This window comes from Streptomyces sp. NPDC048442 (genome assembly GCF_040651475.1).
In the GTDB taxonomy this organism is placed as follows: Bacteria; Actinomycetota; Actinomycetes; order Streptomycetales; family Streptomycetaceae; genus Streptomyces.
This window is the reverse complement of record NZ_JBEZKB010000047.1, coordinates 14,923-39,169: the sequence shown is the minus strand read 5'-3', so window position 1 is coordinate 39,169 and position 24,247 is coordinate 14,923. Positions and strand designations below refer to the sequence as shown.

At 70.6% G+C, this 24,247-nt stretch carries 25 protein-coding genes and 1 pseudogene; 7 read left to right on the top strand and 19 right to left on the bottom strand.

Annotation, left to right across the window (positions count from 1 at the left end; genetic code table 11):
• Positions 1 to 266: 266 nt before the first annotated feature.
• The 9 genes from AB0D18_RS39430 to AB0D18_RS39390 form a co-directional block, all read right to left on the bottom strand.
• On the bottom strand, positions 267 to 1,298 hold the full coding sequence (locus tag AB0D18_RS39430; protein WP_362430461.1) for an ABC transporter substrate-binding protein: 1,032 nt from the start codon (positions 1,296 to 1,298) through the stop codon (positions 267 to 269).
• Positions 1,299 to 1,371: 73 nt separating this feature from the next.
• Positions 1,372 to 2,187: an amino acid ABC transporter ATP-binding protein gene (locus AB0D18_RS39425; RefSeq protein ID WP_362430458.1), complete on the bottom strand. Its 816-nt coding sequence runs from the start codon at positions 2,185 to 2,187 to the stop codon at positions 1,372 to 1,374.
• The gene (locus tag AB0D18_RS39420; RefSeq protein ID WP_362430455.1) at positions 2,184 to 3,179 is read right to left on the bottom strand and encodes an amino acid ABC transporter permease; all 996 of its coding nucleotides are present in this window, start codon (positions 3,177 to 3,179) and stop codon (positions 2,184 to 2,186) included. The genes AB0D18_RS39425 and AB0D18_RS39420 overlap by 4 nt, the downstream gene beginning before the upstream one ends.
• 207 nt (positions 3,180 to 3,386) lie before the next feature.
• Positions 3,387 to 3,512, bottom strand: coding sequence for a hypothetical protein (locus AB0D18_RS39415; RefSeq protein WP_362430451.1), 126 nt, complete (start codon positions 3,510 to 3,512; stop codon positions 3,387 to 3,389).
• A gap of 328 nt (positions 3,513 to 3,840) precedes the next feature.
• Positions 3,841 to 4,176: a thioredoxin domain-containing protein gene (locus AB0D18_RS39410; protein ID WP_362430448.1), complete on the bottom strand. Its 336-nt coding sequence runs from the start codon at positions 4,174 to 4,176 to the stop codon at positions 3,841 to 3,843.
• Between the two features lie 69 nt (positions 4,177 to 4,245).
• On the bottom strand, positions 4,246 to 4,857 hold the full coding sequence (locus AB0D18_RS39405) for a DUF998 domain-containing protein (RefSeq protein ID WP_362430445.1): 612 nt from the start codon (positions 4,855 to 4,857) through the stop codon (positions 4,246 to 4,248).
• Between the two features lie 470 nt (positions 4,858 to 5,327).
• On the bottom strand, positions 5,328 to 6,437 hold the full coding sequence (locus AB0D18_RS39400; protein WP_362430478.1) for an ABC transporter substrate-binding protein: 1,110 nt from the start codon (positions 6,435 to 6,437) through the stop codon (positions 5,328 to 5,330).
• A gap of 59 nt (positions 6,438 to 6,496) precedes the next feature.
• The gene (locus AB0D18_RS39395) at positions 6,497 to 7,807 is read right to left on the bottom strand and encodes an amidohydrolase (protein WP_362430442.1); all 1,311 of its coding nucleotides are present in this window, start codon (positions 7,805 to 7,807) and stop codon (positions 6,497 to 6,499) included.
• Positions 7,808 to 7,938: 131 nt separating this feature from the next.
• Positions 7,939 to 8,691, bottom strand: a complete 753-nt coding sequence (locus tag AB0D18_RS39390) for a GntR family transcriptional regulator (protein WP_362430439.1) — start codon at positions 8,689 to 8,691, stop codon at positions 7,939 to 7,941.
• 153 nt (positions 8,692 to 8,844) lie between these two features.
• Here AB0D18_RS39390 and AB0D18_RS39385 point away from each other — a divergent pair, with 153 nt between their 5' ends.
• A complete protein-coding gene (locus tag AB0D18_RS39385; RefSeq protein ID WP_362430436.1) occupies positions 8,845 to 9,651 on the top strand; it encodes a siderophore-interacting protein in 807 nt (268 codons plus the stop codon).
• 19 nt (positions 9,652 to 9,670) lie between these two features.
• Here the strand turns inward: AB0D18_RS39385 and AB0D18_RS39380 are convergent, their stop codons facing one another.
• Positions 9,671 to 10,432, bottom strand: coding sequence for a helix-turn-helix domain-containing protein (locus AB0D18_RS39380; protein ID WP_362430475.1), 762 nt, complete (start codon positions 10,430 to 10,432; stop codon positions 9,671 to 9,673).
• A 165-nt stretch (positions 10,433 to 10,597) separates the two neighbouring features.
• On the opposite strand from AB0D18_RS39380, the gene AB0D18_RS39375 reads away from it, so the two are divergent.
• The gene (locus tag AB0D18_RS39375; RefSeq protein ID WP_362430472.1) at positions 10,598 to 11,530 is read left to right on the top strand and encodes an alpha/beta hydrolase; all 933 of its coding nucleotides are present in this window, start codon (positions 10,598 to 10,600) and stop codon (positions 11,528 to 11,530) included.
• On the opposite strand, the pseudogene AB0D18_RS39370 reads toward AB0D18_RS39375, so the two are convergent.
• The 3 genes and pseudogenes from AB0D18_RS39370 to AB0D18_RS39360 form a co-directional block, all read right to left on the bottom strand.
• A pseudogene (locus AB0D18_RS39370) lies at positions 11,518 to 11,705 on the bottom strand (LysR family transcriptional regulator); the annotation flags it as partial. The gene AB0D18_RS39375 and the pseudogene AB0D18_RS39370 overlap by 13 nt on opposite strands.
• Before the next feature lie 17 nt (positions 11,706 to 11,722).
• Positions 11,723 to 12,169 carry a hypothetical protein gene (locus AB0D18_RS39365; RefSeq protein ID WP_362430434.1) on the bottom strand — a complete coding sequence of 149 codons (447 nt, stop codon included), beginning with the start codon at positions 12,167 to 12,169 and terminating at the stop codon, positions 11,723 to 11,725.
• On the bottom strand, positions 12,166 to 12,942 hold the full coding sequence (locus AB0D18_RS39360) for an NAD(P)H-binding protein (RefSeq protein WP_362430469.1): 777 nt from the start codon (positions 12,940 to 12,942) through the stop codon (positions 12,166 to 12,168). Before AB0D18_RS39360 ends, AB0D18_RS39365 begins: the two co-directional genes overlap by 4 nt.
• A gap of 274 nt (positions 12,943 to 13,216) precedes the next feature.
• Here AB0D18_RS39360 and AB0D18_RS39355 point away from each other — a divergent pair, with 274 nt between their 5' ends.
• From AB0D18_RS39355 to AB0D18_RS39335, 5 genes are all read left to right on the top strand, one after another.
• Positions 13,217 to 13,723, top strand: a complete 507-nt coding sequence (locus AB0D18_RS39355) for an anthrone oxygenase family protein (protein WP_362430431.1) — start codon at positions 13,217 to 13,219, stop codon at positions 13,721 to 13,723.
• 135 nt (positions 13,724 to 13,858) lie between these two features.
• Entirely contained in the window at positions 13,859 to 14,191 is a 333-nt protein-coding gene (locus AB0D18_RS39350; RefSeq protein WP_362430428.1) for a hypothetical protein, read from the top strand.
• 160 nt (positions 14,192 to 14,351) lie between these two features.
• The gene (locus AB0D18_RS39345; RefSeq protein WP_362430425.1) at positions 14,352 to 14,966 is read left to right on the top strand and encodes a dihydrofolate reductase family protein; all 615 of its coding nucleotides are present in this window, start codon (positions 14,352 to 14,354) and stop codon (positions 14,964 to 14,966) included.
• Between the two features lie 135 nt (positions 14,967 to 15,101).
• Positions 15,102 to 17,129: a bifunctional metallophosphatase/5'-nucleotidase gene (locus AB0D18_RS39340; RefSeq protein ID WP_362430422.1), complete on the top strand. Its 2,028-nt coding sequence runs from the start codon at positions 15,102 to 15,104 to the stop codon at positions 17,127 to 17,129.
• A gap of 145 nt (positions 17,130 to 17,274) precedes the next feature.
• Entirely contained in the window at positions 17,275 to 17,481 is a 207-nt protein-coding gene (locus AB0D18_RS39335) for a cold shock domain-containing protein (RefSeq protein ID WP_362430419.1), read from the top strand.
• Positions 17,482 to 17,540: 59 nt separating this feature from the next.
• Here the strand turns inward: AB0D18_RS39335 and AB0D18_RS39330 are convergent, their stop codons facing one another.
• From AB0D18_RS39330 to AB0D18_RS39305, 6 genes are all read right to left on the bottom strand, one after another.
• On the bottom strand, positions 17,541 to 17,825 hold the full coding sequence (locus AB0D18_RS39330; RefSeq protein ID WP_362430417.1) for a DUF6479 family protein: 285 nt from the start codon (positions 17,823 to 17,825) through the stop codon (positions 17,541 to 17,543).
• Between the two features lie 514 nt (positions 17,826 to 18,339).
• Positions 18,340 to 19,569: a ferritin-like protein gene (locus tag AB0D18_RS39325; protein ID WP_362430414.1), complete on the bottom strand. Its 1,230-nt coding sequence runs from the start codon at positions 19,567 to 19,569 to the stop codon at positions 18,340 to 18,342.
• Entirely contained in the window at positions 19,566 to 21,572 is a 2,007-nt protein-coding gene (locus tag AB0D18_RS39320; RefSeq protein ID WP_362430411.1) for a GMC family oxidoreductase, read from the bottom strand. The genes AB0D18_RS39325 and AB0D18_RS39320 overlap by 4 nt, the downstream gene beginning before the upstream one ends.
• The gene (locus AB0D18_RS39315; RefSeq protein ID WP_362430408.1) at positions 21,569 to 22,294 is read right to left on the bottom strand and encodes a hypothetical protein; all 726 of its coding nucleotides are present in this window, start codon (positions 22,292 to 22,294) and stop codon (positions 21,569 to 21,571) included. The genes AB0D18_RS39320 and AB0D18_RS39315 overlap by 4 nt, the downstream gene beginning before the upstream one ends.
• The gene (locus AB0D18_RS39310) at positions 22,281 to 22,469 is read right to left on the bottom strand and encodes a hypothetical protein (RefSeq protein WP_362430405.1); all 189 of its coding nucleotides are present in this window, start codon (positions 22,467 to 22,469) and stop codon (positions 22,281 to 22,283) included. The genes AB0D18_RS39315 and AB0D18_RS39310 overlap by 14 nt, the downstream gene beginning before the upstream one ends.
• Positions 22,470 to 22,611: 142 nt before the next feature.
• A complete protein-coding gene (locus AB0D18_RS39305) occupies positions 22,612 to 24,222 on the bottom strand; it encodes an alpha/beta hydrolase (RefSeq protein ID WP_362430402.1) in 1,611 nt (536 codons plus the stop codon).
• Positions 24,223 to 24,247: the final 25 nt, after the last annotated feature.

Below are 24,247 nucleotides of genomic sequence, written 5' to 3'. Positions count from 1 at the left end.
ACCCGGCCGAGCCCCCGCCGAAGAACCCCCCGCCCAGGACCACGCGGCGCCCCCCCCCCTTGCCCACCCGTCCCGCCCCCGGGGGCGGCCCCGCTGCCCAAGGAGGCTGGCGGGGCTGGGGGCTGGGGGGCTGGGGGGCTGGGGGGATAGGGCTAGGGGGGCAGCGGGGTAAGGGGCAGTCTTTTGGGGGCGCGGGGAACTGCGCGATCAGCCACGACGCACCCGCACAACGCCCACCACCACCAGCGCCAGCGCCACCGCCCCGCTCACGACTGCGAAAGCGGCAACCCCGGCGGGTTGACCCGCGAGGCAGGCACCGCCTCGTTCGCGAGGTTCCACGCCGCGAGCCACTTCGCGTACTGCCCGTTCTTGATCAGGTGGTTGATCGCGGCAGCGATCGGCTCGGCAAGCCCGCTGCCCTTCTTCGCCGTGGCCGCGATCAGGCCCTGCAGGCTCTCGCCCGCGCCCGAGAACTTGCCCGCGTTACGTGTGGGGTTGGGGGTCTTCGCCGTCTGGGCGACGTGGTACGCGAGGGCCGGGTTGGGGCCGAAGTACGTGTCGATCCGCCCGCTGGCCAGCGCCAGGAACGTGGCGTTCAGGTCCTGGTAGTACTTGACGGTGAGCGGCTTGCCCTCCTTGGCCAGCTTCGCCTTCCAGTCCAGCAGGATCCTCTCCTGATTGGTGCCGGAACTGACGGCGACGGTCCGGCCCGCCAGGTTCCGGGGGTCGCCGTTGAAGTTCCAAGTGCTCTTCTTCGGCACCTCGAAGGCGAGGTTGTCCTGCCGGTAGGAGGCGAACTCGTACTTCCTCTTGCGCTCCTCGGTGTCGGTGACGTTGGAGAAGGCCACGTCGACCTTGCCGCTGTCGACACCGACGAACATGTTCTCCCAGGTCGAGTTCTTCACCTCTACCTCAAGCCCGAGTACCGCTCCGACCAGCCGGGCGAGGTCGGGTTCGGCGCCGGTGAGGGTCTTCTGGTCGTCGCCCACGAACGACAGCGGCGGGAATCCGGCGGGGAGCGCGCCTACACCGACCACCAGCCTGCCGCTCCTGGCGATCTTCTCGGGCAGCCCTGCGCTGATCGACTTCACCTCGGACACCTTGAGTTCGGTCTCCTTGGCGGCGCCGTTGGAGAGGGCGCCGACGGTGACCGTGCCGTCCGATTCCCCGCCGGACCTGGTGGCGGCGCCACTGTCGCCGCCGCACGCGGCCAGGGAGAAGGCGAGGGAGGCGACGGCCGCGGAGGCGGTGACGGTGCGGAGGAGTTTGCGGCGAATGCGGAGGGCGAGGGTGCTCATGGCCTGTCCTTGAAGAGGAGGGAGAGGAGGGAGTGGAGGGAGAGAGCGGAGAGAGCGGAGAGGAGGGAGCGGGTCAGAGCACCCTGCTCAGGAAGTCCCGGGTCCGTGGGTGCTCCGGGTGGTCCAACACCTGCTCCGGCGGCCCCTGTTCGACGATGCGGCCCTCGTCCATGAAGACCACCCGGTCGGCGATCTCACGGGCGAAGCCGATCTCGTGGGTGACGATGACGAGGGTGGTGCCGCTGCCCGCGAGGTCCTTGATGACCTCCAGGACCTCGCCGACCAGTTCGGGGTCGAGCGCGGAGGTCGGCTCGTCGAAGAGGATGACCCCGGGGCGCAGAGCCAGGGCGCGGGCGATGGCCACCCGCTGCTGCTGGCCGCCGGAGAGCTGGCGCGGGTAGGCGTCGGTCTTGTCGGCGAGGCCGACCCTGGCGAGCAGGTCCCGGGCCAGTTCCCGGGCCGCCCGCTTGGTCCGTTTGCCGGTCGCCACCGGGGCCGCGGCCACGTTGTCGAGCACGGTCAGGTGCGGGAAGAGGTTGAAGTTCTGGAAGACGAAGCCGATCCGGCTGCGCTGGGCCAGGATGGCCCGTTCGCTCAGTTCCTTGAGCCGCTCGCCGTGCCGGCGTACGCCGATCGGTTCGCCGTTCAGGCTGACATGACCGCTCTCGGGCTTCTCCAGGTGGTTGATGACCCGCAGGAGGGTGGACTTGCCGGAGCCCGAGGGGCCGAGAACGACCGTGACCTCTCCGGGTCGTACGGTCAACTCCACGCCTTTCAAGACCTGTTGGGCCCCGTACCACTTGTGCACGCCGTGCACCTGAAGCGCGGCGGGGCGTACGGGCTGAACGGGTTGTACGGGGCGTACGGCGAGTGTCTCGGTGCTGCTCATGTCGCGGTCTCCCTCTTGGCGCGGGCCCGCAGCTCGGCGAGGCCGCCCAGTACCTTCTGCAGCGGGGTCGGCGGCAGGGTGCGCAGGGCGCCCCGCGAGTAGTGCCGCTCGACGTAGAACTGGATGACGGACACGACGCTGGTGAGGATCAGGTACCAGGCGGTGGCGACAAGCAGCAGCGGCACGATGTCGCCGGGGTAGGTGCTGCCCATGCTCTGCACCGAGCCGAACAGGTCGAGCAGCGAGACGTAGAAGACCAGCGAGGTGGCTTTGACCAGGCCGATCAGCTGGTTGACGTAGTTCGGCACGAGGGAGCGCAGGGCCTGCGGGAAGACGATCCTCGCGAACTGGTAGCGCTTCGGCAGGCCGAGCGCGGAGGCCGCCTCGTGCTGCCCCTGGTCGACGGAGAGGAGACCGCCGCGTACGACTTCGGAGGCGTACGCCGCTTCGTTGAGGCTCAGGCCGACGACGGCGACGGCCATGTCGGTGGCGAGGCGGGACTCGTCGAAGGTGAAAAAGGCCGGGCCGAACGGCACGCCCAGGCTCAACGTCTGATACAGCGCACTGAAGTTGTAGAGGAACAGCAGCACCACGATCAGCGGCACCGACCGGAAAAGCCAGGTGTAGACCCAGCTCACCGTGCGCAGCAACGGGTTCGGCGAGATCCTGGCCAGCGCGAGCAGCACCCCGCCGAGGAGACCCAACACCGCGCTGTACGCGGTTACTTCAAGGGTGACGAGCAGTCCGTCGAGGATCGTCGGGCGCAGGAACCAGTACAGGAAACGGTCCCACTGATAGAAGGGGTTGGTCACCAGCCCGTGGACGATCTGGGCGACCAGTACGAGCACGACGGCCGTGATGATCCAGCGGCCTGGCCGCCGGAGCGGAAGGACGCGTTGCGCCGCCGGAGGCCTGGGCGGAACGGGTCGGGGTATCACCTCGGCGGGCGGTGCCGAGCCGGAGGCCACAGCGATGCCCGGGGATTCACTCATGGAGAGCTCCAGCGGATTCGGGTGCCCCGGCCGGACCGCGCAAAGGCTGTGCCGCGCACCGCACCACGCCGATCAAGTACGGGGCGGGGGCACGTGGTGACGCACGGGTGCACGCAGAACGGGGTCCGGACGGGGAAGAGGGGGACGCCCCGCGAAAGCGGTGGACGTCAGAGGCTCAGAGCACCGGCGACCGTGACGGAAGAGCCGTCAGGCCTGGTGGCAAGTCCCCGTACACAGCGCGCTGTTGACGCGCAGCAGGTCGACGGTTCGGTCCGCGGACAGCAGGACTCGACCGCGGGACCGCCAGGCGGTCGTCCCCTCGGCTGCGTCCATCGCGTTCACCGTCACCATTCCGCCCCGTGGGGGCTCACGTCTGCCGAACAAGTCCTGCCGGGCAAGTCCTGCCGGGCGAGTCCTGCCGGGCAATGCCTGCCGGACGTGGTCCACGCCCGGGCTGCGCCGAAGTTATGCAGCTACCGAAGGGAATGTCAACGCCGGTGCGCACCACGGGAGATGCCCCGCGATGCGCCCCGGAGGGCGCCCTGGGGCGCCCGCACTTGGGTCCGCAGTGCGATTGCGGTGCACGGCGAAGCGTGCACGAGTTCACGAAGCTGACACGTACCGGTCCGGCCGGACCCCTCCCGGACCCCTCCCGGACCCCTCAGAGGTGCGAGTCCAGGAAGTCCTTGAACCCGGCACGGTCCATGGCCCCGGCCTCCGCCACCGCCTCCCCGTTCTTGATCAGCACAAAGGCCGGGGCGCCGGTGACGCCGAACCTCTTCGTCGGCCCCGGGCACCGGGTCATGTCCGCCCTGACGACCGTCAGCCGGCCCTCGTAGTCACCGGCCACCTCGCCCGCCACCACGTCCATTTCCTTGCACACCTTGACCACCTTGGGCCAGGTCCCGCAGAAGTACGCGAGCACCGGCCCGTCCGCCCTCGCGAGAATGAAGTCGAACTCGTCGCTCTCCAACGGTTGATGAACCCTGCTCGCCACCGGCACTCCCCATGTACTGAATGTTCTGATTAGTCGCAGTGCACTGAATGTACCGAGGAGCACACGGCATCAGGCGCACAGGGTGCGCATGGCGAGCAGCATCTGCCAGCTCCAGCCGATGCCGAGGGAGATCCGCTGGAGCAGCCCACCGAGGCCGTCCCAGCGCCGATGCGGACCGTACGCAGCACTGGACAGAACCATTGCCGTCGCAAAGAGCACTCCGCTGACGACCGAATACGCGGCCCACCCGGGCGGCTGGGACGAGGCGAACACGAAGCAGGCCGCAGCCAGGGCGAGGAACCCGCCGAAAGAGAACAGGTCGTGCAGGGCCCCCGCACGGGTGTGGTGCTGGAGTTGATCAGGGGTGCCGGAGGGGTAGCCGCCGACCGGGTCCGTCCGGAAGACCCCCGCACCCAGCAGGCCGACCGCCCATGCGCCGACCAGCACCGCGCCCCAGCCGGAGGGCCCCGCCCGCCACAGACCCACGGCGAAGAGCAGCGAAAGCGATCCCGTGAGGAAGAAGTTGGCGGTCTGCACCCACGCGCCACGGCCGAGGGCGAGCGAGCTGACGGGGTGGCGGAACGGTTCGTAGTCCGCGCGGCGGGCACCGGCCAGCAGGTACACGAGGGTGAAGAGAGGACCGGCGACCACCCCGCAGGTGAGCAGCACTTGATTTCCCATGCCGTCAATCTAAGTTGACGACGCGGAAAACGTCAACTGCCATTGACACCACGGGAGTTCACGGGGCGCTAGCCTGGAACCCGTAGCAATGCCACGCGGAATGGGGTCGGACCATGTCCTGGGCAACGTACGCATGCCGGTGCGGTCATCCGCGCTATCAGCACAGGGAGCCCCGGTTCTCGGGCTCCTGCACCAAGACCTGCTCGTGCCCCTCGTTCAAGGCGCCGCCGCCGAAGCCGGAGGAACCGGACGCCAACCCGCCGACGGCGCCGGAACCGGACCGCACACCGCACCCGTCCTGCCCGAACCAGGACCCCGACTGCATCGGATACCACCCCAACCTGTGGTGAGGGTGAGGGCGCATACCCAGTGACGGAGCTCGACAAGTCGAATTGGCGACTGGAGGGGGGCCGGACCCTCGGGTGCGGGCCCCCCTGCTCTCTCAGCCTGTCTCTCTCAACCTGTCTCTCTCAGCCGGTGTGCAGGATCCGGAAGCGGGTGGGTTCCGCCGGATCGCGGTCGACGACCTGGATCGGTGCCCAGGCCCACTGCCACACGCTGATGCCCGGCGTACGGGAGAACGTGATCTGCCCACGGGTTCCTTCGACCGACACGCGGGGCCAGGAGTCGGCGATGCGCGCGCGGTCCGTGCCGTGAGAGCGCAGTACGTCGGCGAGGACGGTGATCGTGTCGTAGCCCTCGAAAGCGACGAAGGAGGGCGCATCGGACAGCCGCTCGCGGAGGGCCTTGTCGACTCGTTCGCCGAGTGCGCCCAGGCGCTCGGGCAGGTAGCGCAGGAACGGGATCGCGGCGCCTTCGTCGCCCAGCAGCGTCGCCCATGCGGTGAGCTCCGGTTGCCCGGCCGGAGCACCGATCAAGATCTCGGCGAGGCGCGGGTCCCGGCGGACGGCCTGGACGATGGGCACCGCCGGCTCTGGGTGGCCGGCCAGGAGAAGGAGGGCGGTGGCGCCGCTGTCGGCGAGTTCGTCGCACAGGGCCGTGGGGGTGAGCACACCGGCGTCGAGTGCGACGAGAGTGCCGTCGCGCGGGGCGAGTCGGTCCCGCAGGATGCGGGCCCCGGACTCCCAGTAGACGCTCGGCTGGGCTGCGACGGCGATGCGGGTGTGGCCCGCGCCCAGGAGGAAGTCCGCGTAGATCCGCCAGCCGCGGGACTGCGGCGGGGCCAGTCGCGCCACCCAGTCCGTCGGCTGTTCGGTGAGCGCGTCGAGAACCGCCGACGAGCAGAGGAACGGCAGACCGAGCGCGTCCGCCCTGGCGGCAGCGGTACGGGCGACGACGCTGTGGTACTCCCCCGCCACCGCGGCCACGCCCAGGCCGGCCAATTCCTCCACGGCCGCCGCGGCCCGCTGCGGATCGGCCGCGGTGTCGCGGACCACCAGCTCAAGTGGCCTTCCGTCGATCCCGCCCGCTCCATTGACTTCGGAGACGGCCAACTCCATGCCGGCGAGCAGGTGTTGGCCTGACTCGACCCAGCCGGGCCGGGCCAGCGGTACGAGAACGCCGACCCGGACGGGCGCGTTCAACTCATCGGGCCGTGGCGGATGCACCTGGGTGATCATGTCGGCCATTGCATCCGCCACCGTCGCCGACGGGCAACCGAATTCTCTCGGTGTGCCGCTCAGACCAGCTCGCCCGCGCGGGCCACGACCCGTCCCGCGTGCACGACCATGTCCCGCTGCGGCATGTCCACCACGACCTGCGCGGTGCACTCGGCGCGCAGCAGCATGAAGTCGGCCGGGTCGCCGGGCGCGAAGCCGGCTCGGGCCAGGCCCATCACGTCGGCACCGCCGTGGGAGCCCACGGTGAAGCAGTCGTTCAGCTCCTGGTCGAGGCGGACGTCGGTGACCCAGCCCAGGATGTGCGTACGGTGCAGCATGTCGGCGTTGCCGAACGGGCTCCACGAGTCGCGTACGCCGTCCGAGCCGAGGCCGACGCGCACCCCGTGCTCGTGCAGCTTCGCGAGGGGGAGGACCAGGGATTCGTTGGGCGCGACCGTGGTGAGGGCGATGTCGAGTTCACCGAGGTCGGCGGCCATGGTGTCGAGGTCGCCCTCGGACATCCTGGTCAGGCAGAAGACATGACTGACCGTCACCTTGCCGCGCAGGGACAGGGACCGGGTGCGCTCGATGATGCCGCGCAGCACCTTGACACCCTTCTCGTCCCGGTCGTGCAGGTGGATGTCCACGCCGACGCCGTACCGGTCGGCGAGCCGGAAGACGAGGTCCAGCTGCTCGTCGAGGGCGTGGTCGAAGCTGATCGGGTCGATGCCTCCGATCATGTCGACGAGGCCGCTGCGCGCGGCGTCCTCCAGGAGCCCCGCGGTGCCCGGCGTACGGATCACTCCGTGCTGCGGGAAGCCCACGATCTGTACGTCCAGGGCGTGCGCGAGCTTCTCGCGCGCCTCGGCGACGCCTTCGAGACCCTTCAGCCCGTACGCGGGAGCCACGTCGGCGTGCGCGCGCATGGCGCGGGTGCCGCGCGTCACGGCGTGTGCCATCAGCCCGTACGCCCGCTCCCCCACCGAGCGGCGCTCGCTGCGGAACACCTCGACGTCCTGGGCGCAGTACTCCGCGATCCCACTGGCGGGCTTCCGGGACAGCCAGTCGCCGCCCCAGGTGGTCTTGTCGGGGTGGATGTGCGCGTCCACGAGGGTGGGCAGTGCGAGCCGGCCGCCGCCGTCGACAATCCGGGCGTGCTGGGGGGCGGGGCGGTCGCTGATACGGCCGTCGACCACCGTCAGGTCGACGGCCTTCTTCGCGCCGAAGGGCCGTACGTTGCGGAAGACCACGGTCTCGCGGGGGCGGCGGTCGTGGCCGCCCGCCTCGGCGGCGGAGGCGGTGGCCGTGAAGGAGGGGGTGAAGGCGGCGGTGCCCGCGAGGGACGCGGCTCCGGCGAGGACTCCGCGCCGGGAGAGGGGAGGGGGGACCATCGGGGATCTCCTTGGGTGCGCTGTCGTGGGGGCCAGTCGCACTTTTGTATACCAAGAGTCGGAAGCGGACAAGATCCGTCGCACATTTACGAGAGAGATGGCGGGTGTAGAGGGAGGAGGGCAGCCCCCACCTACGCCTTGGTATACAACTCGTCGCCGAAGAGTGAGCGCAGCGCCACCGCGCGGCTGTCCCGCACATGCAGGAACGTCGCCGCGGCCGCCGACTCCTCGTCCCCGGCCGCGATGTGCCGGAGCATCTCCGCGTGCTGGGCCCGCATGTGCGCGGGCTCCTCGCGCATCCCGAACAGCAGCTGAAGCTGCCAGCTCAGCTGTTCCATCGTGCGGACCAGCAGCGGGTTGCCGGCCAACGCCACGATCTCGTCGTGGAACGCCGTGTGCGCGGCCACCTCCCGCTCACCCGCACCCACCGCGGCCGCACGCTCCGCGCGCTCCAGCAGACCACGCAGCTCCGCCACGCCCTGCGGCTCGCCCGCGAGGCCCTTCGGCTCCCCCGCGGCGGCCGCCACCCGGCGGGCCGCGAGCCGCGACGCCTGGACGGCGAGCGGCTCCCACACCTCGTACAGGTGCCGTACGTCGTCCCGCTCCAGGCTGCGCACCCGCACACCGCTGTGCGGCAGCAGTTCGAGGAGCCCCTCGGCGACCAGGGCGCGCAGTGCTTCGCGCACAGGTACGCGGGACATCTGCAGCTCCTCGGCGACCTCGCGCTCCACCAGGCGCGAGCCCAGCGGGTAGCGCCGGTCGACGATCCGCTGCCGCACCGCGTCACGGGCCTGCGCGCTCAGCGAGGGACGGGGTGCGGATACGTCCGCCTCCGGCTTCTCTCCCGCCGGCCGCTCTCCCGTACCCGCTCTGCCGCCTGTCACCTGGACCGTCCTCCGCTCGCCGTATCCCGGCGAGGATACGCGGCGGACGGTCCCGGTCAGTCCTCGCGGCCGGTGGCTGCCACGGTGACGACGAGGACGCGTGGCGAGTCTGTTAGGTTTGCCTACCCTAAGTGGATCGTGGAGGGCGGGGCGATGGCCAAGGACGGGAAGTACCGCAAGCCGGAGCGGCGGGAGTTCCTCGTCGCGCAGGTGGTGGCGCGCAAGCGGATCAGCCCGAATTTCGTCCGGGTCACCATCGGCGGTCCGGCCCTGAACGGCTTCCGGCCGATGGGGTACGACCAGTGGTTCCGGCTGTTCCTGCCCACCGACAAGGGGCTGCGGCTGCCGAGGCGGAGCAGCGGGCTGTGGATGGCCGAGTATCTCCTGATGCCCAGGAGCACCCGGCCGATCGGCCGCAACTACACCGTGCGCCACCACCGTACGGAGGGAACGTACGGCGAAGGTCCCGAGCTCGACATCGACTTCGTCCTGCACGAGGACGCGAAGGGCGAGCTGGGGCCCGCGGCCAAGTGGGCGCGGGACGCCGCGCCGGGGGACGAACTCGGCATCTTCGACGAGGGCATCACCTTCCTGCCGCCCGAGTCCGCGCGGTGGCGGCTGCTGGTCGGTGACGAGAGCGCGCTGCCGGCCATCGTGGGCATTCTCGGCTCGACCGCCGACACCGTGCGGACCGAGGCGTACATAGAGGTACGGGACCCGGCGGACGCGCAGGCCGTGGAGCCCCGTGAGGGCACCACCGTCCACTGGGTGACCAGGGGCGCCGGTTCGCAGCCCGGCGATGCGGCGCTCGCGGCGGTCCGCGCGGCGGTGCTGCCGGACGGGCCCGGATACGCGTGGGCTGCCGGGGGCCAGCGGCTCGCCACCGGGGTGCGGCGGCACCTGGTCGCTGACCGGGGATTCGGCAAGGAGTCGGTGACCTTCACCGGCTACTGGCGCTGAGCGGGGCCTCGGCCGGACCTCACTCCGCCAGGACGAGCCCGGTCAGCACCCTGCGCACCGCCCGCTCGAACATCACCTGCGGGTCCTCCGCCGGGTCGGTCCCAGTCCCGGTACCGGTACCGGCTCCGGCCGACTCCGCCATGGCCGCCGCGAGATGCGGGCGGTCCCCCCGGCCGGCCGCCCGGCTCAGGTAACCGGCCTGTGCGGCACGGCGGTTGCCCGCGTCGTACGCGTCGCTTCCCTGGAGTTCCGTACGGGCGAACTGTGCGACCAGGGCGTTCATGAGGGCCACCACTTCCATCTTGGCGCGGCCCGGCAGCCGGACGGGGGCCAGCGCCCGCAGCGCGTACTCCAGGAAGTCCAGGCTCCGGGGGCCCAGCCGGAGCGGTTCCGGCGGGACGTCGGTCAGCCAGGGGTGGCGCAGCTGGACGGCCTTCGTACGGGAGGCGAGCGCGGTCAGGTCCTCGACCGGGTCGCCGCCGAGCGGAACGTCGAGGGCGACTTCGCCCGCCACCGCGTCCACCATCAGGTCGAGCAGGTCCTCACGGCCGGAGACGTAACGGTAGAGGGACGCCTGACCCGTGCCCAGGGCCTGGGCCACCGCGCGCATCGACACCGCCGGCAGGCCGCCGCGGTCGGCGAGCTCGACGGCGACGGTGGCCAGTTCCGCGCGGCTGTGGACGGCGGCGGGGCCGCGCGTGCCCCGTTCCGGCCGGTCCCAGACGGTCACGGCTACCTCGGGCCCCTGCTCCGCCCGGCCCGGCCGCCCCGCCCGCCCCACTCGCTCGGCTTTTCGCTCCACTTGCCCTTCGCCCCTCTCCCCCGCTGCCGGTGATTCCTCCGCTACTCTAAAACTGCGAACACCGATCGCAGTTAATCGTCATCGTAGTCGTGGGAGGTTCTCGTGTCCTCATCGTCGATACAGCCGACACCGCCGATACAGCCGATACGGCCGACACCGCCGATACATCCGTGGGGACCGGTCCGCTGGGCCGAGAACGGCATCGTGAAGCTGGCGTTCGACCGGTTCACCGAAGGGGCGGACGGTGAACCCCTGCTGCTGGCAACGGGGTTGGGCGCCAACCGGCACTGGATTCCGGACGGACTGTGCCACCTGCTGGCCGCACAGGGCTTCGCGGTGGCCAGGTACGACCAGCGCGACGGCGGGGAGTCCACCCATCTCCCGCCCACCGCCGCCCGCAACCCCCTCTCCGCGCTGTTCGCCAAGCGCGGAGAGGCGTACACGGCCGAGGACATGGCGGACGACGCCGCAGCGGTCATGGACGCCCTGGGGTGGCCATCGGCCCACCTGCTGGGTGTCTCGCTGGGCGGCGCCGTCGCCCAGCGGGTGGCGCTGCGGCACCCGGAGCGGGTCCGGACGCTCACCACCATGGCCGCCGTGCCCGGCGACGTCTCCGGGCTGCGGACCATGCGCTTCATCCGGATGCGGACCCTGGCGAAGTTCGCCCGCCTCACGTTTCCCGATACGCCCGAGGGAGCCGTCGAGGCCGGGCTCGCTGTCTCCCGGCTGCTCGCCTCGCCGAACCGCTCCTTCGACGAGCGGGCCGGCCGGGCCGCCGCCGAGCGCAACGCCGACAGCGGCATGCACGACCAGCAGGCGCAGAGCCGCCAGATCGGCGCGCAGTGGCACGGTCCGCCGATCAGCTCCGTCGCCCGGCCGACGCTGGTCCTGCACGGTGCGGACGACCCGCTCATTAAGCCCGCGGCGGGCCGGGCGATCGCCTCCCGGATCCCCGGCGCCCGCCTGGTGCTGCTGCCCGAGGTGGGCCACGAGTTCCCCGAACGCGCCTGGGAAAGCGTCGCCGCCGAAATCCGCGCGCTCGCCGAAGTGCCGCCGTACGAAGGTCAGTTGCGGTAGGCGGCGGTCGCGATCCGGACGAACGAGCGGATCAACGAATTCACTCCTCGACGGCGCGCACCACCGGGCCCTCGCGGGGCTCTCCGCCGTTCCAGTACGACTGCCAGAGCGGGTCGGCCCCCTCCGGGAACACGAACCAGCGGCGGTCCGCCAGGTCGGCGAGGTGCACGCGGTCCCCCTCGGGCTGAGCAGTCAGCCCTCGCCCTGCGGCGGCCGACCGGCTCCGGCCTTCGTACTGCCCGGCACGCGCAGGGGGCGGCCCGTGAGCGTCAGAAGTACGAGGGGGATCGCGGCCGCCGCCGTCAACGCGGCCAGCAGCGGCGCGCGTTCACCGGGCGTGAGGTGGTGCAGCATTCGGATGTGGATCACCAGGTGGGGCAGGGCGAAGACGAGGTACACCGCGAGGCCGGTGCGGACCACGGCCTGTTGCAGGGTGGCCGCACCGACGCCGAGGGCGACGGAGGTGGCCAGGCTCATCGCGCCGTAGTCCATCATCAGGTGGGCGTTGTACGGCATTCGCATGCCCACCGAGGGGATGTCGAAGAACGAGCGCGGGGACAGCAGCGCCCAGCATCCGACGGCGAACTGTGCCGCCGCCAGGAAGACCAGGCCCGCCCGGAGCCAGCCGCGCGCGCTCATCCGCGCCGCCCCTGGGCCGGGCGGGTGGCCGCCAGGTACTGCGCGAAGGTGGTCCGGCCGTCGGCATGCCCGGGAGTGAGGTGGGCTCCCTGCCGGTAGGCGCGCATGACGGCGCCGGGCACCGGCACCGCCAGCACCGGACGGCGCAGGCCGCAGGCCCGTGCCCAGGCCCGTGCCAGGTCGGTGGCGGTGTGCACCTGGGGCCCGCCCATGTCGTCCGCCCGGCCCTGGGGTTCCGTATCGGCGAGGGAGAGAAGGCGGTCGGCCACGTCGCCGGTGCCGATGGGCTGGAAGCTGACGCCTGCGGGCATCAGGACCGCCGGCAGCCGTCGCTGGGCGGAACACATCCAGGCGATCAGTTCGTGGAACTGGGTGGCGCGCTGGACCGTCCAGGGCAGGCCCGAGTCCGCCAGGAGCCGTTCGGACTCCAGCTTCGCGCGGTAGTAGGGCAGGGGCACCCGGTCGACACCGACGATGGACGGGTAGACCAGATGGGGGCGGCCGGCCCGCAGCGCCGCCGCCACCAGGTGGCGGAGGGCATCCACGTCAGAGCGGTTGTTGCCGGTGGCGCAGTGGATGACGGTGCTGGTTCCGGCGAGGGCCTCATCCAGACCGCGCCCGGTCAGCAGGTCGCCGACCGCCCAGTCGGGTGACGGTGCGGTCGCGGCGGGGCGCGGGCCGCGGCTCAGTACGCGGACGGTGTGTCCGGCGGTCAGGAGCCGGCCCACCAGCGCACTGCCGAGCCGGCCGGTACCGCCCGTCACCAGGATCATGTTCGTCACGTGGGGCAACCTCCGTAGGGATGCGGTCCCGGCGACGACCGGTCCCGCGCGGCTTTCCGTTCACCCACGACGACGAAACGAACTCTTCCGGATGTGACACCGGCGTGTCAACGCCTCGAAGTCCCGATGCCTCAGAGTCCCGATGCCTCGAAGTCCCGATGTCTCAGAGTCTCGATGCCTGGACGTCTGGACGCCTGGACGCCTGGACATGCCCCTGCGGCTTTCGACCATGGTGCGAGCACCCGCCCGCCCGTTGACTGGTCGCATGACACAGAGCAGGGGTTCTCAGGCGGTTCTCGCCGCGGCGGCCGTGACGACCGGGCTGGTCGCAGGCGTCTGGTACGGATTCGCCTGCGGGGTGATGCCCGCGCTCGGGCGCAGCGGCGACCGGACCTTCATCGAGGTCATGCAGCACATCAACGACGCGATCCAGAACCCGGTGTTCTTCGCGGGCCTCTTCGGCTCCCCGGTCCTCGCCGCCGTCGCCGCCCGGCAGCAGCGCCGTACGCCGGCGAACCGGTGGGTGCTCGCAGGGCTGGCGCTCACCGTCCTGGTCCTCGTAGTGACGTCGGCGGCGAACGTACCGCTCAACGACGCACTCGCGGCCGCGGGTGCCCCCGGGCGGATCAGCGACCCGTCAGCCGTACGGGAGGCCTTCGAAGATCCCTGGGTGCTCTGGAACACCGTGCGCGCCGTACTGTCCACCGCCGCTCTGGCCTGCCTGTGGCGCGCCACGTCCGCGCGCTCGCAGTCCCGTCCGCCCACCCCGTGACATGTGACGTACGTCCCTGGACATCCATGGGTGAACCGGCCGGTTGTGGGAAGGCAGTGCAAGATCCACGTGCCGCGCGGCGGCACGCCCGCCGCGCGACCGCGCAGCCGCGCCACCACACCCGAGGAGCTCCGAATGACCCACGACCAGGACCTGCTGCCCGCCCCCAACGTAGCCGAGGCGCTCGACGGGCAGCTGAACCGCGGGAGAATGCCCACCGATGCCGTGCACGTCACGGTCAACGCCCTGCCCACCGCTGAGGAGGGCGACAAGGTGAACCTGTGGCTGACCGGCTCCGGCAGGGAGTACGTGGAGGGCCGCACCGTCGGTCCTGCGGGCAGCGTCGTCTTCTCGGTCCCCGCCGACACCCTGCCCGCCGCCCCCGCCAAGCTCAACGTCTCGTACCACCTGCACCGCAGCACGCAGCTGCTCGGCATATCGGCCGTACTGCACCTCACCGTCGCCTAGAGCCTGTCCACCGGGCGGCCCCAGGGACCGGATCCCACCCACACGGACGCGATGATTTTTGGCCGGTAGGTGAGTCATACCGGGTGCACAGACATTTCCGCGCGGAGAATTCCGCACGGAGATTCCCGCAGAATTCCGCACCCGGAAGGCAGACAGCATCATGGGCACACTGATCGTCACCGCGTTCGTCACCCTGGACGGGATCGTGCAGGCGCCGGGCGGCCCCGGTGAGGACGACAGCGCGGGTTTCGAGCACGGCGGCTGGCTGGCGCCGTACGCCGACGAGGGCTTCGGCGAGCTGATGGGCAGGATCTTCGAACGGTCCGCCGACCACCTGCTGCTCGGCAGGAAGACGTACGACATCTTCGCCGGCTACTGGCCCTGGGTCGCCGACCCGGAGGAAGCGATCGCCGGGAAGCTCAACTCCATGCCGAAGTACGTCGCTTCGCGCACCCTGGACACGCTGGAGTGGCAGAACTCCCATCTCCTCAAGGGCGAGGCCGCGGAGTCCGTCGCGCGCCTCAAGCAGCAGGTCGACGGCGTGATCATGACGCAGGGCAGCAGCGATCTCATCTCCACCCTGCAGCAGCACGACCTCGTCGACGAGTACCGGCTGCTGGTCGCCCCCGTGGTCCTCGGCACCGGAAAGCGGCTCTTCCACGAGGGTGCCGCCCCTGCCGCCTGGACGCTGACCGAGTCCAGTACCACCGGTGCGGGCGTCCAGTACTGCGCCTACAAGCGGGCGGGGAAGCCCGAGTACGGGTCCGTCGGGTAGGGCGCGGACCGCGGGATTCATGCGGACTGCGGGATTCATGCGGACTGCGGGATTCATGCGGACGGTGTAAGGCAGCCATGCCCACGATGTGCTTGATTCCCGGGTTCTTCATCTTGCTGTACTCACCATCTACGGGTGACCACACCACGGAGCACCACACCACTCAACTCCCTTGCCCCGCAGTCGAGTTCACCCCTTGCCGGACCGGGTCGCCGGACCTTCCTCACCGCGCTGGGAGCCCTGGCCACCACCACCGCCCTCGGCGTCCCGGCCTACGCCTCGGAGGCGGCCCTCGACGCCGCCACCGCCACCGAGTACGTCGACGTGCAGTTGCTCAACATCACTGATCTGCACGGGTACTTGCAGGGCCCCACCGGCAGCGACTCCGTCATCGAGGGCAACGGCGGCAGGACGTACACGGTGGGCGGGGTGGCCGCCATGGGCACGCATCTGGAGCAACTTCGGGACGGGCGGCGAAATTCTCTGTTCTTCGCTCCGGGGGACCTCTTCTCGGGGTGGGAGTTCGACGCCGCCGCGTTCTCCGACGAGCCGACGATCGAGGCCCTCAACAAGCTGGGCCTCGACTTCGCGACCGCCGGGAACCACGAGTTCGACAAGTCCCCCGCCAACCTGCTCCAGCACATGGAACGCGGGCACGCCTACCCGGTCGCCGGACAGGACACCGGTTTCCGCGACTCCACGGGGCGGCGCTTCCGGGGTGCGGACTTCCCGTACTACTCCGCCAACGTGGTCCGCACCCGCGGCGGGCGGACCGTCCTGCCGCCGTACCACATCGAATGGGTGAGGGGCCCGCGCGGGCAGCGGATTCCGATCGGGTTCATCCATCTCACCGTCTTCGGGGCGGAGTTGCTGCCCAACTCCTTCCACCCCGGCCTGAAGACCCTCGACGAGATCGCCACCGCCGACCGGTGCGCGAAGGAGCTCAAGCGGCGCGGGGTGAACGCGATCGTGCTCAGCATGCACGACGGTGCGGTCGCGGGCACCGACTTCAACAGCGGCAGCGACCCGTTCGGGCCCGCCTACGACCTGGCCCTGAAGGTCTCCCCCGACATCGACGCCATCGTCACCGGGCACTGGCACTGCCGGTTCAACATGATGCTGCCCGACCCGAACGGGGTGCCCAGACCGTTCGTCGAGGCCGGGTTCCACGGCCAGGTCATCAACGAGATCAACCTCAGGCTCGACCCCCGCACCGGAAAGGTCGTCCGGGAGCTGACCGTCTCCACCAGCCACCCCAACACCCGCGACGTCACCCCGCACCGCGACCTCAAGGCGATCGCCGACTACTGGGCCGGGCAGGCCGCCGGGCGGGCGGGCAGCCGGATCGGCCGGCAGACCGCGCCGCTCACCCGTACCCGCAACGCGCTGGGCCAGAGCACCATGGGCGACCTGGCCGCCGACTGGGCGCTGTGGGCGGCGCGCAGGCCCGTGCCGTCGTACGACGACTCCAACATCCACCGGTACGCCCCCGCCCACCTCGCCCTCGTGCCGCTCGCGCCGACGGTCGGCCAGTCCTTCGTGCGGGGCGATCTGATTCCGGCGGCCGGTTCCGACGGCGCGGTGAGCTTCGGGCAGGCGTGGCGGGCGATCGGTTACGGCTCCCCGACCGTCTGCGCCACGGTGACGGGGCAGCAGATCCATGACGCCCTGGAGCAGCAGTGGTCCACCGGGCCCGGCGGTACGCTGCGGTTCGCGCCGCTGGCCGTGTCCGGCAACGTGCGGTACTCCTTCGACGCGGCCGGCGCCGTCGGTGACCGCGTCGACCCCGGGGACGTGCGCATCGACGGCTCGCCCCTGCGGCTCGACCGGGACTACCGGCTGGCCACCTCCTCGTACACCTTCCTCGGCATGGACGGATACCCGGCGCTCAGCACGTACCGGGAGCCCTACCGGCACCAGCGCGACTTCGAGGGCTTCATCGCCTACGTGCGCGACCAGCGGGTGCTGAGGCCGTCCGCGCGGGACCGCGTCGCGGTGAAGAACGCGGGGCTGCGGGAGACCGCTGCCGCCGCCGGGAGGATCACCGACCCGCCCACGCCCGTGCGGGAGGACGGCAGTGCGCTGCCGCCCGCGGTCGCCGCGATCCTCACGGCGGGCGGACCGCGCGCCCGGCGGCACGGCGGGCTCCGGCCGCCCTGCTGAGGCCCTCCGTCGGATTCAGCCGTTCGGCCGAGCGCGGGTGCGGCAGGGGTGGGCAGTACGCGTGATTCCCGGGAGAGTCGGGAGGAAGGGAGGCGGAGAGAACGCGCGGCGCGGCGGGGGCGCGCCCGGAAGAGATGGGGCTGGCATGGACAACCGGTGCACGGGTTTCGTCGAGTGGTGGGACCGGGCCGCGGGACGGGGCTTCATCGTCCCGCTCGGCTGGCAGGACCCGATAGCCGTCCGGCGCGACGACATCGAGGGCGACTGCAAGAGCCTCTCCCCCGAACAGCAGGTCACCTTCGCGCTCACCCTGGGATCCAGCGGGTTCGAGGCGAAGGAGGTACGGCCTTGAGGTACGGCCGCAAGGAGGTACGGCCGTAGGGCCTGTCCGGCGGACAGACCCTACGGCTCTCAGCGGTGCGGGCGGCCCTGGTCGGGGCCGTCCGGGTGGTCATGGCCCGGACGGTGCGGGTGGCCCTGCTCGGGGTCGTCCTCAAGCGTCTGCCAGGTCTTGCCGTGCTGACTGCCCCCTGTCGGGTGCGGCTCGTTCTCGCCCGGGTCGGACACCTTCTTCCTGCTCGCACGGCGGCTTCCCCATGCGAAGGCCGCCAGCAGCACGAGGACCAGCAGGACGCCCAGCACGATGAGCAGCAGGGAAGCCGTGTGCTCGGCCGACAGGACCACTGAAGAGTTCATGTGTTCCTGGGTACCCCTGATGTGCGCACCCAGCAATCGGGGATACCCGTGCGGAGTCTTTCGCTGGCACCCGGGTGAAAACGGGCACCCTACCGGTGTCAGCTCCGGGCGGGGTCCGCGTGCATCCAGTAAGGCGGTTCTGGACCGCGACCGGCGGGGACTGGTGGACCCAGGCTCCGGCGGGCTCCCGGCCCTTGAGGAGCTCGACGAACTCCTTCGAGCGCGATCCCTGCTGGTGGGCGGCCCTGCCGAGAGTGACCTTGACCTTGCCGGTGACCCGGCTCAGGTCGTACCAGGTGTACGGCGAGAAGACGTTCAGCGGGGCGGCCAGCGGCAGAAGCCGAGACGATTCCCGCCGACGGCTGTTCACCGCCGCTGGACGCCTTGAGCAGCTCCCGGACCTCGCCCGCGGGCAGGAGGTAGTCGAAGCCGACGTGGGTGAACGTGCCGTAGAAGAAGGGCAAGCTGCTGCCCTCGACGTCGGCGGGCAGGGAGGCGTTGTTGACTGCGCCGCTCATGCGGGCTGCTCCCTGGCGGAGGAGGAATGAGGGGAGGAGGGATGAGAGGAGGAGGAGTGAGGGGACGAGGAGTGGGTGGTCTGGGCGGGTAGCTTCGCCAACTCCGCGTGCTTCTGGGCCAGTTGGGCCGCCTCGGCCCGCGCCTGCGCGAAGAGCTTCGCGTCCAGTTCGTACGTCGGGCTCGCGTGGACGCCCTTGGCGGCAAGGTCCGCCTTGGGGTGCGGGTTGCGGTAGAGCCGCTGCGACTCGTCGCGCAGGGCGAGCATCAGCGGTACGGCCTCACTCATCAGCGCGGGGCTGCCCTGGAAAGTGAGCTCCAGGACGCCCATCATGAAGGCGTAGAGCGCGTTGAACTTCCGTGCCCGCTGGTGGAGTTCGGGGTTTCCTGCGTAGTCCGCCAGCTTGGCGTCCGGGTCGATGGTGTACGCGTCTTCCCAGGTGATGTCGAGCAGCGGTCCGCTCGGCGCGGAGCGCGGCAGGTCGTGCTTGCCGTACCGCCGCCCCTCGTGGATCTCCTTGAAGCGGAAGTAGTGGGCGACCTGCCGCTCCTCGCCGAAGATCTTGTCGTCGCTGTCCCAGATGGTGTCCTGACTGCCCTCGCCCTGTTCGCTGATGACGTCGACGGCCAGCAGCGCGCTCCTGAGGCCGGTGACGGGGAACACCTCGCCGCCGGAGTTGTAGAAGTCCGCCGGGCCGAGCTGGCGGCCGGCCGGGCCGGTGAAGATGGTCCTGTTCTGTTTGCGGGCCGCCTTCTCCAGGGTGTCCAGGCCGGTGCGGACGGCCCCGTAGAACTGCCCGATGGAGGTCCAGGTCCGGTCCGGCGCATGCGGGTCGGGCGGTACGAGCGAACGGGGCAGCTCGATGCGCATGAAGGTCTTCAGGGCCTCGGGCGAGTAGTGCCTGAGCTTGATCAGGGGCAGGCTCGGGGCACCGAACGGCAGCCTCGCCGGGTAGCTCCGCACGACGTGCGAGAGGTCGGGGGTGCCGCCCACCGCGTTGAGCAGGTTGGCCGCCAGGGTGAGGTGGAGCATCTCCTCCAGGACGACGCCGCGGATCACCTCGCAGCCGTACGCGTTGGTCCCCGGCAGAATCGAGTACAGGCCCGTGAGGTACACGGGGATCGTCAAGTGCTCGATTTCCAGGGCGGCTTGGAGGTACGTGCGGAGTTCCTCGACGGTCGCCGGCGGGGCGAATTCGGTCTTCGCCAGTTCGTACACGGTGCTCACGGCGTCACCTCGTCCCTGCTGCGGTTCGTCTCTGCTGCGGAGGTCTCGCGGGTGGCCGGCTCTCGCGGGCCGGCCACGGTCACCGGCTGGTGCAGCTCCGCCAGGTCCCGGTGGATGCGTGCGGCGCTGCGCAGGGCGAGCGCGGCCATGGTGAGGGTGGGGTTGCTCGTGCCGATGGACGGCATGCTGCCGCAGCCGACGGCGAAGAGGTTGGGGTGGTCGTGGGTGCGCTGGTCGGCGTCCACCACGGAGGTCGCCCGGCGGGTGCCCATGACGTGGGTGCCCGCGCCGTGTCCTGCGCCGTGGTAGCCGAGGTCCAGCTCCGCGGACTGTTCGTCCGGCCGGTGCTTGAAGTAGCCGACGGGCTTCGTGCCGTCCTCCTGCGGTCCGAGAGCGGTGTGGTCCTTCGCGCCGAGCCACGTGAAGATCTGCTCGGAGGCCCGGCGGGCGGCGTACAGCCCGTCCATGACCCGTTTGTCGAGGTCGTAGTGGATGACGGGGCGCGGATTGCCCATGCCGTCCCGGTGCGTGCGGGGGTCGATGGTGACCCGGTTGGTGGAGAGTGCGTGCTGCTCGACGGCGATCTGGAGCTGCACCTGCCGGTTGATCTGGTCGCCGAGGGAGTGCCGCAGCTTCGGCCCGAAGTACCCGTCGGGCCGGACCTCCCCGCTGCCGTCCCCTCCGAGGCCGAGCATCCGGCCGACGCTGCTGAGCGGGGCGCCGGTGGCCCAGCCCCACCCCCAGTTGCCGATCTCGATGCGGAACGGCGCGCGGGAGAGCCGCCCGGTACCGGTCCTGAAGCACTCCAGGCCCGAGGTGTGCCCCGGCCCGCGGAACGCCCCGATCGGGTCGCTCGCCGGCATTTCCGCCCAGGCCAGCAGGGTCGGGTGGTCCATCAGGTGGCAGCCCACGTACCCGCTGCTGTTGGCGAGCCCGGAGGCGAGCAGCAGCACCGCGTTCTCGACGGCGTGCGCGGCCAGTACGACGATGTCGGCCTCGACCGTGTAGGCCTGGCTGGCGGGCGTCGCCGGATCCCCGTACTCCCGGAACTCCACCCCCCTCACGCTGTCGCCGCGCCCCGGCAGCACCCGGCTCACCACGCACCGCGTCGCCACGTGCACCGAGTCGGTGAAGTCCTGCTGGAGGCGCAGCGGCGACGACTTCGCCTGTACGGGACAGATGGGCGTGCAGCTCGCGTTGCCGACGCAGCGCTCCCCGAAGTTGGGGATGCCGACGGCGCCGCGCGGCCGGTACGGCTTGCCGCTGCCGTCGTCGTACCGCGGGTTGGGCGTGCTGTTGCGGCCCTGCGGCAGCCCGTAGACCTTGAGCCGGTACGCCTGCTCCTTGGCGACCTTGTCCTTGTACTCCTTGCCGTCGAGGAGTGTGCGGAACCGCTCGTCCTGGTAGCTCGGCGGGATCTGCTCCATCGGGTACTCGTAGTCGGCATCCGGTACGACACCGAGCTCGTGCTGCGCGCAGGCGTCGCCCGCGGTGCCGATGAGCCGCTCGGCCTCGCGGACGTAACCCTCCAACTCCCCTGCCGTGACCGGCCAGTCGAGGCCATAGTGGTAAGTGCTCTTCGTCGCGTAGTCCTCGGGGAACATCCGCGGCACCGCACCCAGCCAGTGCATCGCGGCACCGCCGAGTGCCCGGATGTAGTCCGTGCCGTACGGAAAGGGGCCGGTCTGCTTGAAATGCCCGGTGGCCAGGTAGCGGCCGGTCTCCTTGTCGGGGCTCAGGTCGAGGACGTCGGGGAAGGGGGCGGCGGTGTTGGGGCGGTAGGCGGAGTTGGGCACCTTGGCGACGGCGCCGGAGAAGGTGCGGACGGTGTCCTGGAAGCCCTCCCAGGTGTCGGTGCCGCCGTTGCCGGCCTCCAGGACCAGCACCCGCCAGTTCTGCTTGCCGAGGTGGCGGGCGAGCAGGCTGCCCGCCCAGCCGCTGCCGACGACGATGGCGTCGTACCGCCGCCCGTCGACGGCGGCCCCGGTGGTCTTGACGGTCATCGGCCGCTCACCTGCTCTCCTTCTTCTCGCGCGGGTTCTTCTTGTACGGGTTCCTCTCTTACGGACTCTTCTCGTACGGGCTCTTCTCGTACGGGCTCGGGGTGCGGGGCGGCGAACGGCACCGCCGACGGGGGCACGGATCGCGACGCGCGGGCGCCGGGCAGCAGATGGGCGGGCACGTCCTGGGCGACGGCGCCGGTCGGTCCGTAGTGCTCGGGTTCGTACGCGGCCAGGACCACCTGGGCGATCTCGGCCTCGGTCGGCAGCGCCGGCGGGTTGTCCGCCCACGTTCCGAAGCCCGGCGGCTTCGCCCCGGAGGGGTGTCCGCCGAAGGACCGCCAGACCAGGCCCTCGGGATAGCTGGTCGGCGAGGCCATGGATTCGGTGTTGGGGCGTTCCCGCCGCAGCTGCGCGTGGACGGCGGGCGCGAGCCTGGGCCAGGCACCGGTGTACCAGAGGTAGACGAGCGCCCGCGCCAACTCCCTTTCGTGCTTGGGCAGTTGGACGGGGCCCTGCCCGGCCTTCAGTAACTCCTCCCACACTTCGAGGAAGCTCGCGAAGTGCGTGGCACCGACCTCCCGGCGCGCGGTGTCCAGGTAGAGCTGTGCCATTCCGGTGCCGTGCAGGTCGTACGCGGCGAAGCCGGTGAGCGGCACGCAGAGCCGTACGAAGCGGGTGAGCGGATCCTCAACAGGGCCCGCTTCAGGATTACTTGTCGACATCGGCGCCTCCCTTCTGCTGTTGTTGCTGCTGCTTCTGCTGTCGTGGCGGGAGCAGATGGCCGGCCAGCCGCTGCGTGAGGGCGACGGCGGCCTGAGTGAGGGCTGTCTGCCACACGTCGGCATATGCACAAACACCGGGCAGCAAAGCGGAGTTGGTCAGTTGAGACGTGTACATGCCGATCTCGTCCACCAGGGAGGGCGATGGAACGATTTTCCGCTCATGCGCGAAATGGCCTCGGTGCCCCGGAAGTTCACCGCGCAGGGTGAATCTTCGGACGGATGAACAGCACTCACTCCCCCACCAGAAATGAGGTGACTCAACGGTCCGCGGGGACGAAGGGGCGGGTGGTGGCGGGTGTGTCCGTCTTGCACACGGCGCCGTCGGCGGGGTGGGTGCCGTGGACGAGGGCGGCGTCAACTGCGCTGTTGACGCACGTATTGGTGCCGTAGGAGCCGTGTCCGACCCCTTCACGCGTGAGCAGGACCGCAGAGTCCAGGGTTCGGGTCATGTTCTCGGCCCAGTGGTGGGGGGTGACGGGGTCCAGTCGGCCCGCGACCACCAGTACCGACGGTGCACCAGCACCTGTGAGCGGCTTGGTGACACGGTCCTTGTTCGGCGCGGGCCACCGGGCGCAGTTCAGGGCGGAGTAGGCGGCCCGGGGCCCGATCCGCTTGGCCTCGGTGACGGCCCTGGTGGCTGCGGCCTTGTGCGCGGCGATGCCGGCCGGGGTCTGCCAGTCGGCGCAGCGTACCGCGGTGTGGACTTCGAACATCGCGGTGGGGACAGGGAAGGGGGATACCGTGACGCTGCTCCACAGGGTGTACAGGGGCGCGCCGTTGCCTTCCTGTGCGGCCAGCAGCGCCGAGGTCAGCAACGGCCAGGCCTTCTGGTCACCGGCCAGGGCTCGGGTGGCCTCAAGGGCCATGGCGCCGTCGAGTCGGCCGCCCGGGGCGACGCCCTTGGCGGGTGCGATCTTCAGCGGCTTCGCTTCCAGCGTGTCGATCAGTGTGTCGAACGCCGCCTGCGGGTCTCCCGCTCCGAACGGGCACACCGCGGTCCCTTCGGTGCGACAGGTCTTGAACCAGGCGTTGAGCGTCCGTTCGCTCGCCACGGCGACGTCGTTGAGGAAGGTGAGGGAGTTGCCGAACCACAGGTTGGTGTCGACGGGCGCGTCGAGCACCATCCGGCGGACGCGGTGAGGGAACAGAGTGGCGTACATCGGGCCGACCACGGTGCCGTAGGACAAGCCGTAGTACGTGATCTTGTCCTCGCCGAGCGCGGAGCGGACCTGGTCGATGTCGCGGGCCACGTTGTCGGTGGACAGGCTGGCCAGAAGCTTTTTGCTCTGGTATTTGACGCAGCCGTCGGTGAACGCGGCGGCATCGGCCAACAGCTGCGGCAGGGGCTTGCCCCCGGGGACGGCCGGGTTGAAGGCGGTGCCGGCGGCGTCGGCTCGCTGTTTGTCGGTCAGGCAGCGAACGGCCTGCGATCCGCCGACGCCGCGCGGGTCCATCGCGATGATGTCGAATGCGGCGAGCACCGCGGGTGAGAAGGCGCCGGGAGTGCCGGCTGTTCTGGGCAGGTTGCGCAGTGTCTCGGTGGCGGAAACCCCGGGCCCGCCCGGGTTGAAGATCAGGCTGCCGATGCGGTGTTCGCGATCAGTGGCCCGGTGCCGCATGACCGCGAGCGGGATCTGCGCGCCGTCAGGCTCGGTGTACTCCTGCGGCACCTTGAGAGTGGCGCATTCGAGGTTCTTCCCGCATGTGCTCCAGGTGAGCGGGTCCAGGGAAGGGGCGGAGGCCGACGCGCCCACTGCGGACGTGCCGCGCACCCCCGAGATGCCGGACGAACACCCGGTCAGGACCGTGAGGGCCGCGGCGAACGCCACCCCGTACCGGGCGGCGGGCCTTGACCTTGACCGGATCATGATGATCTTCCTTGTGTTCATACTC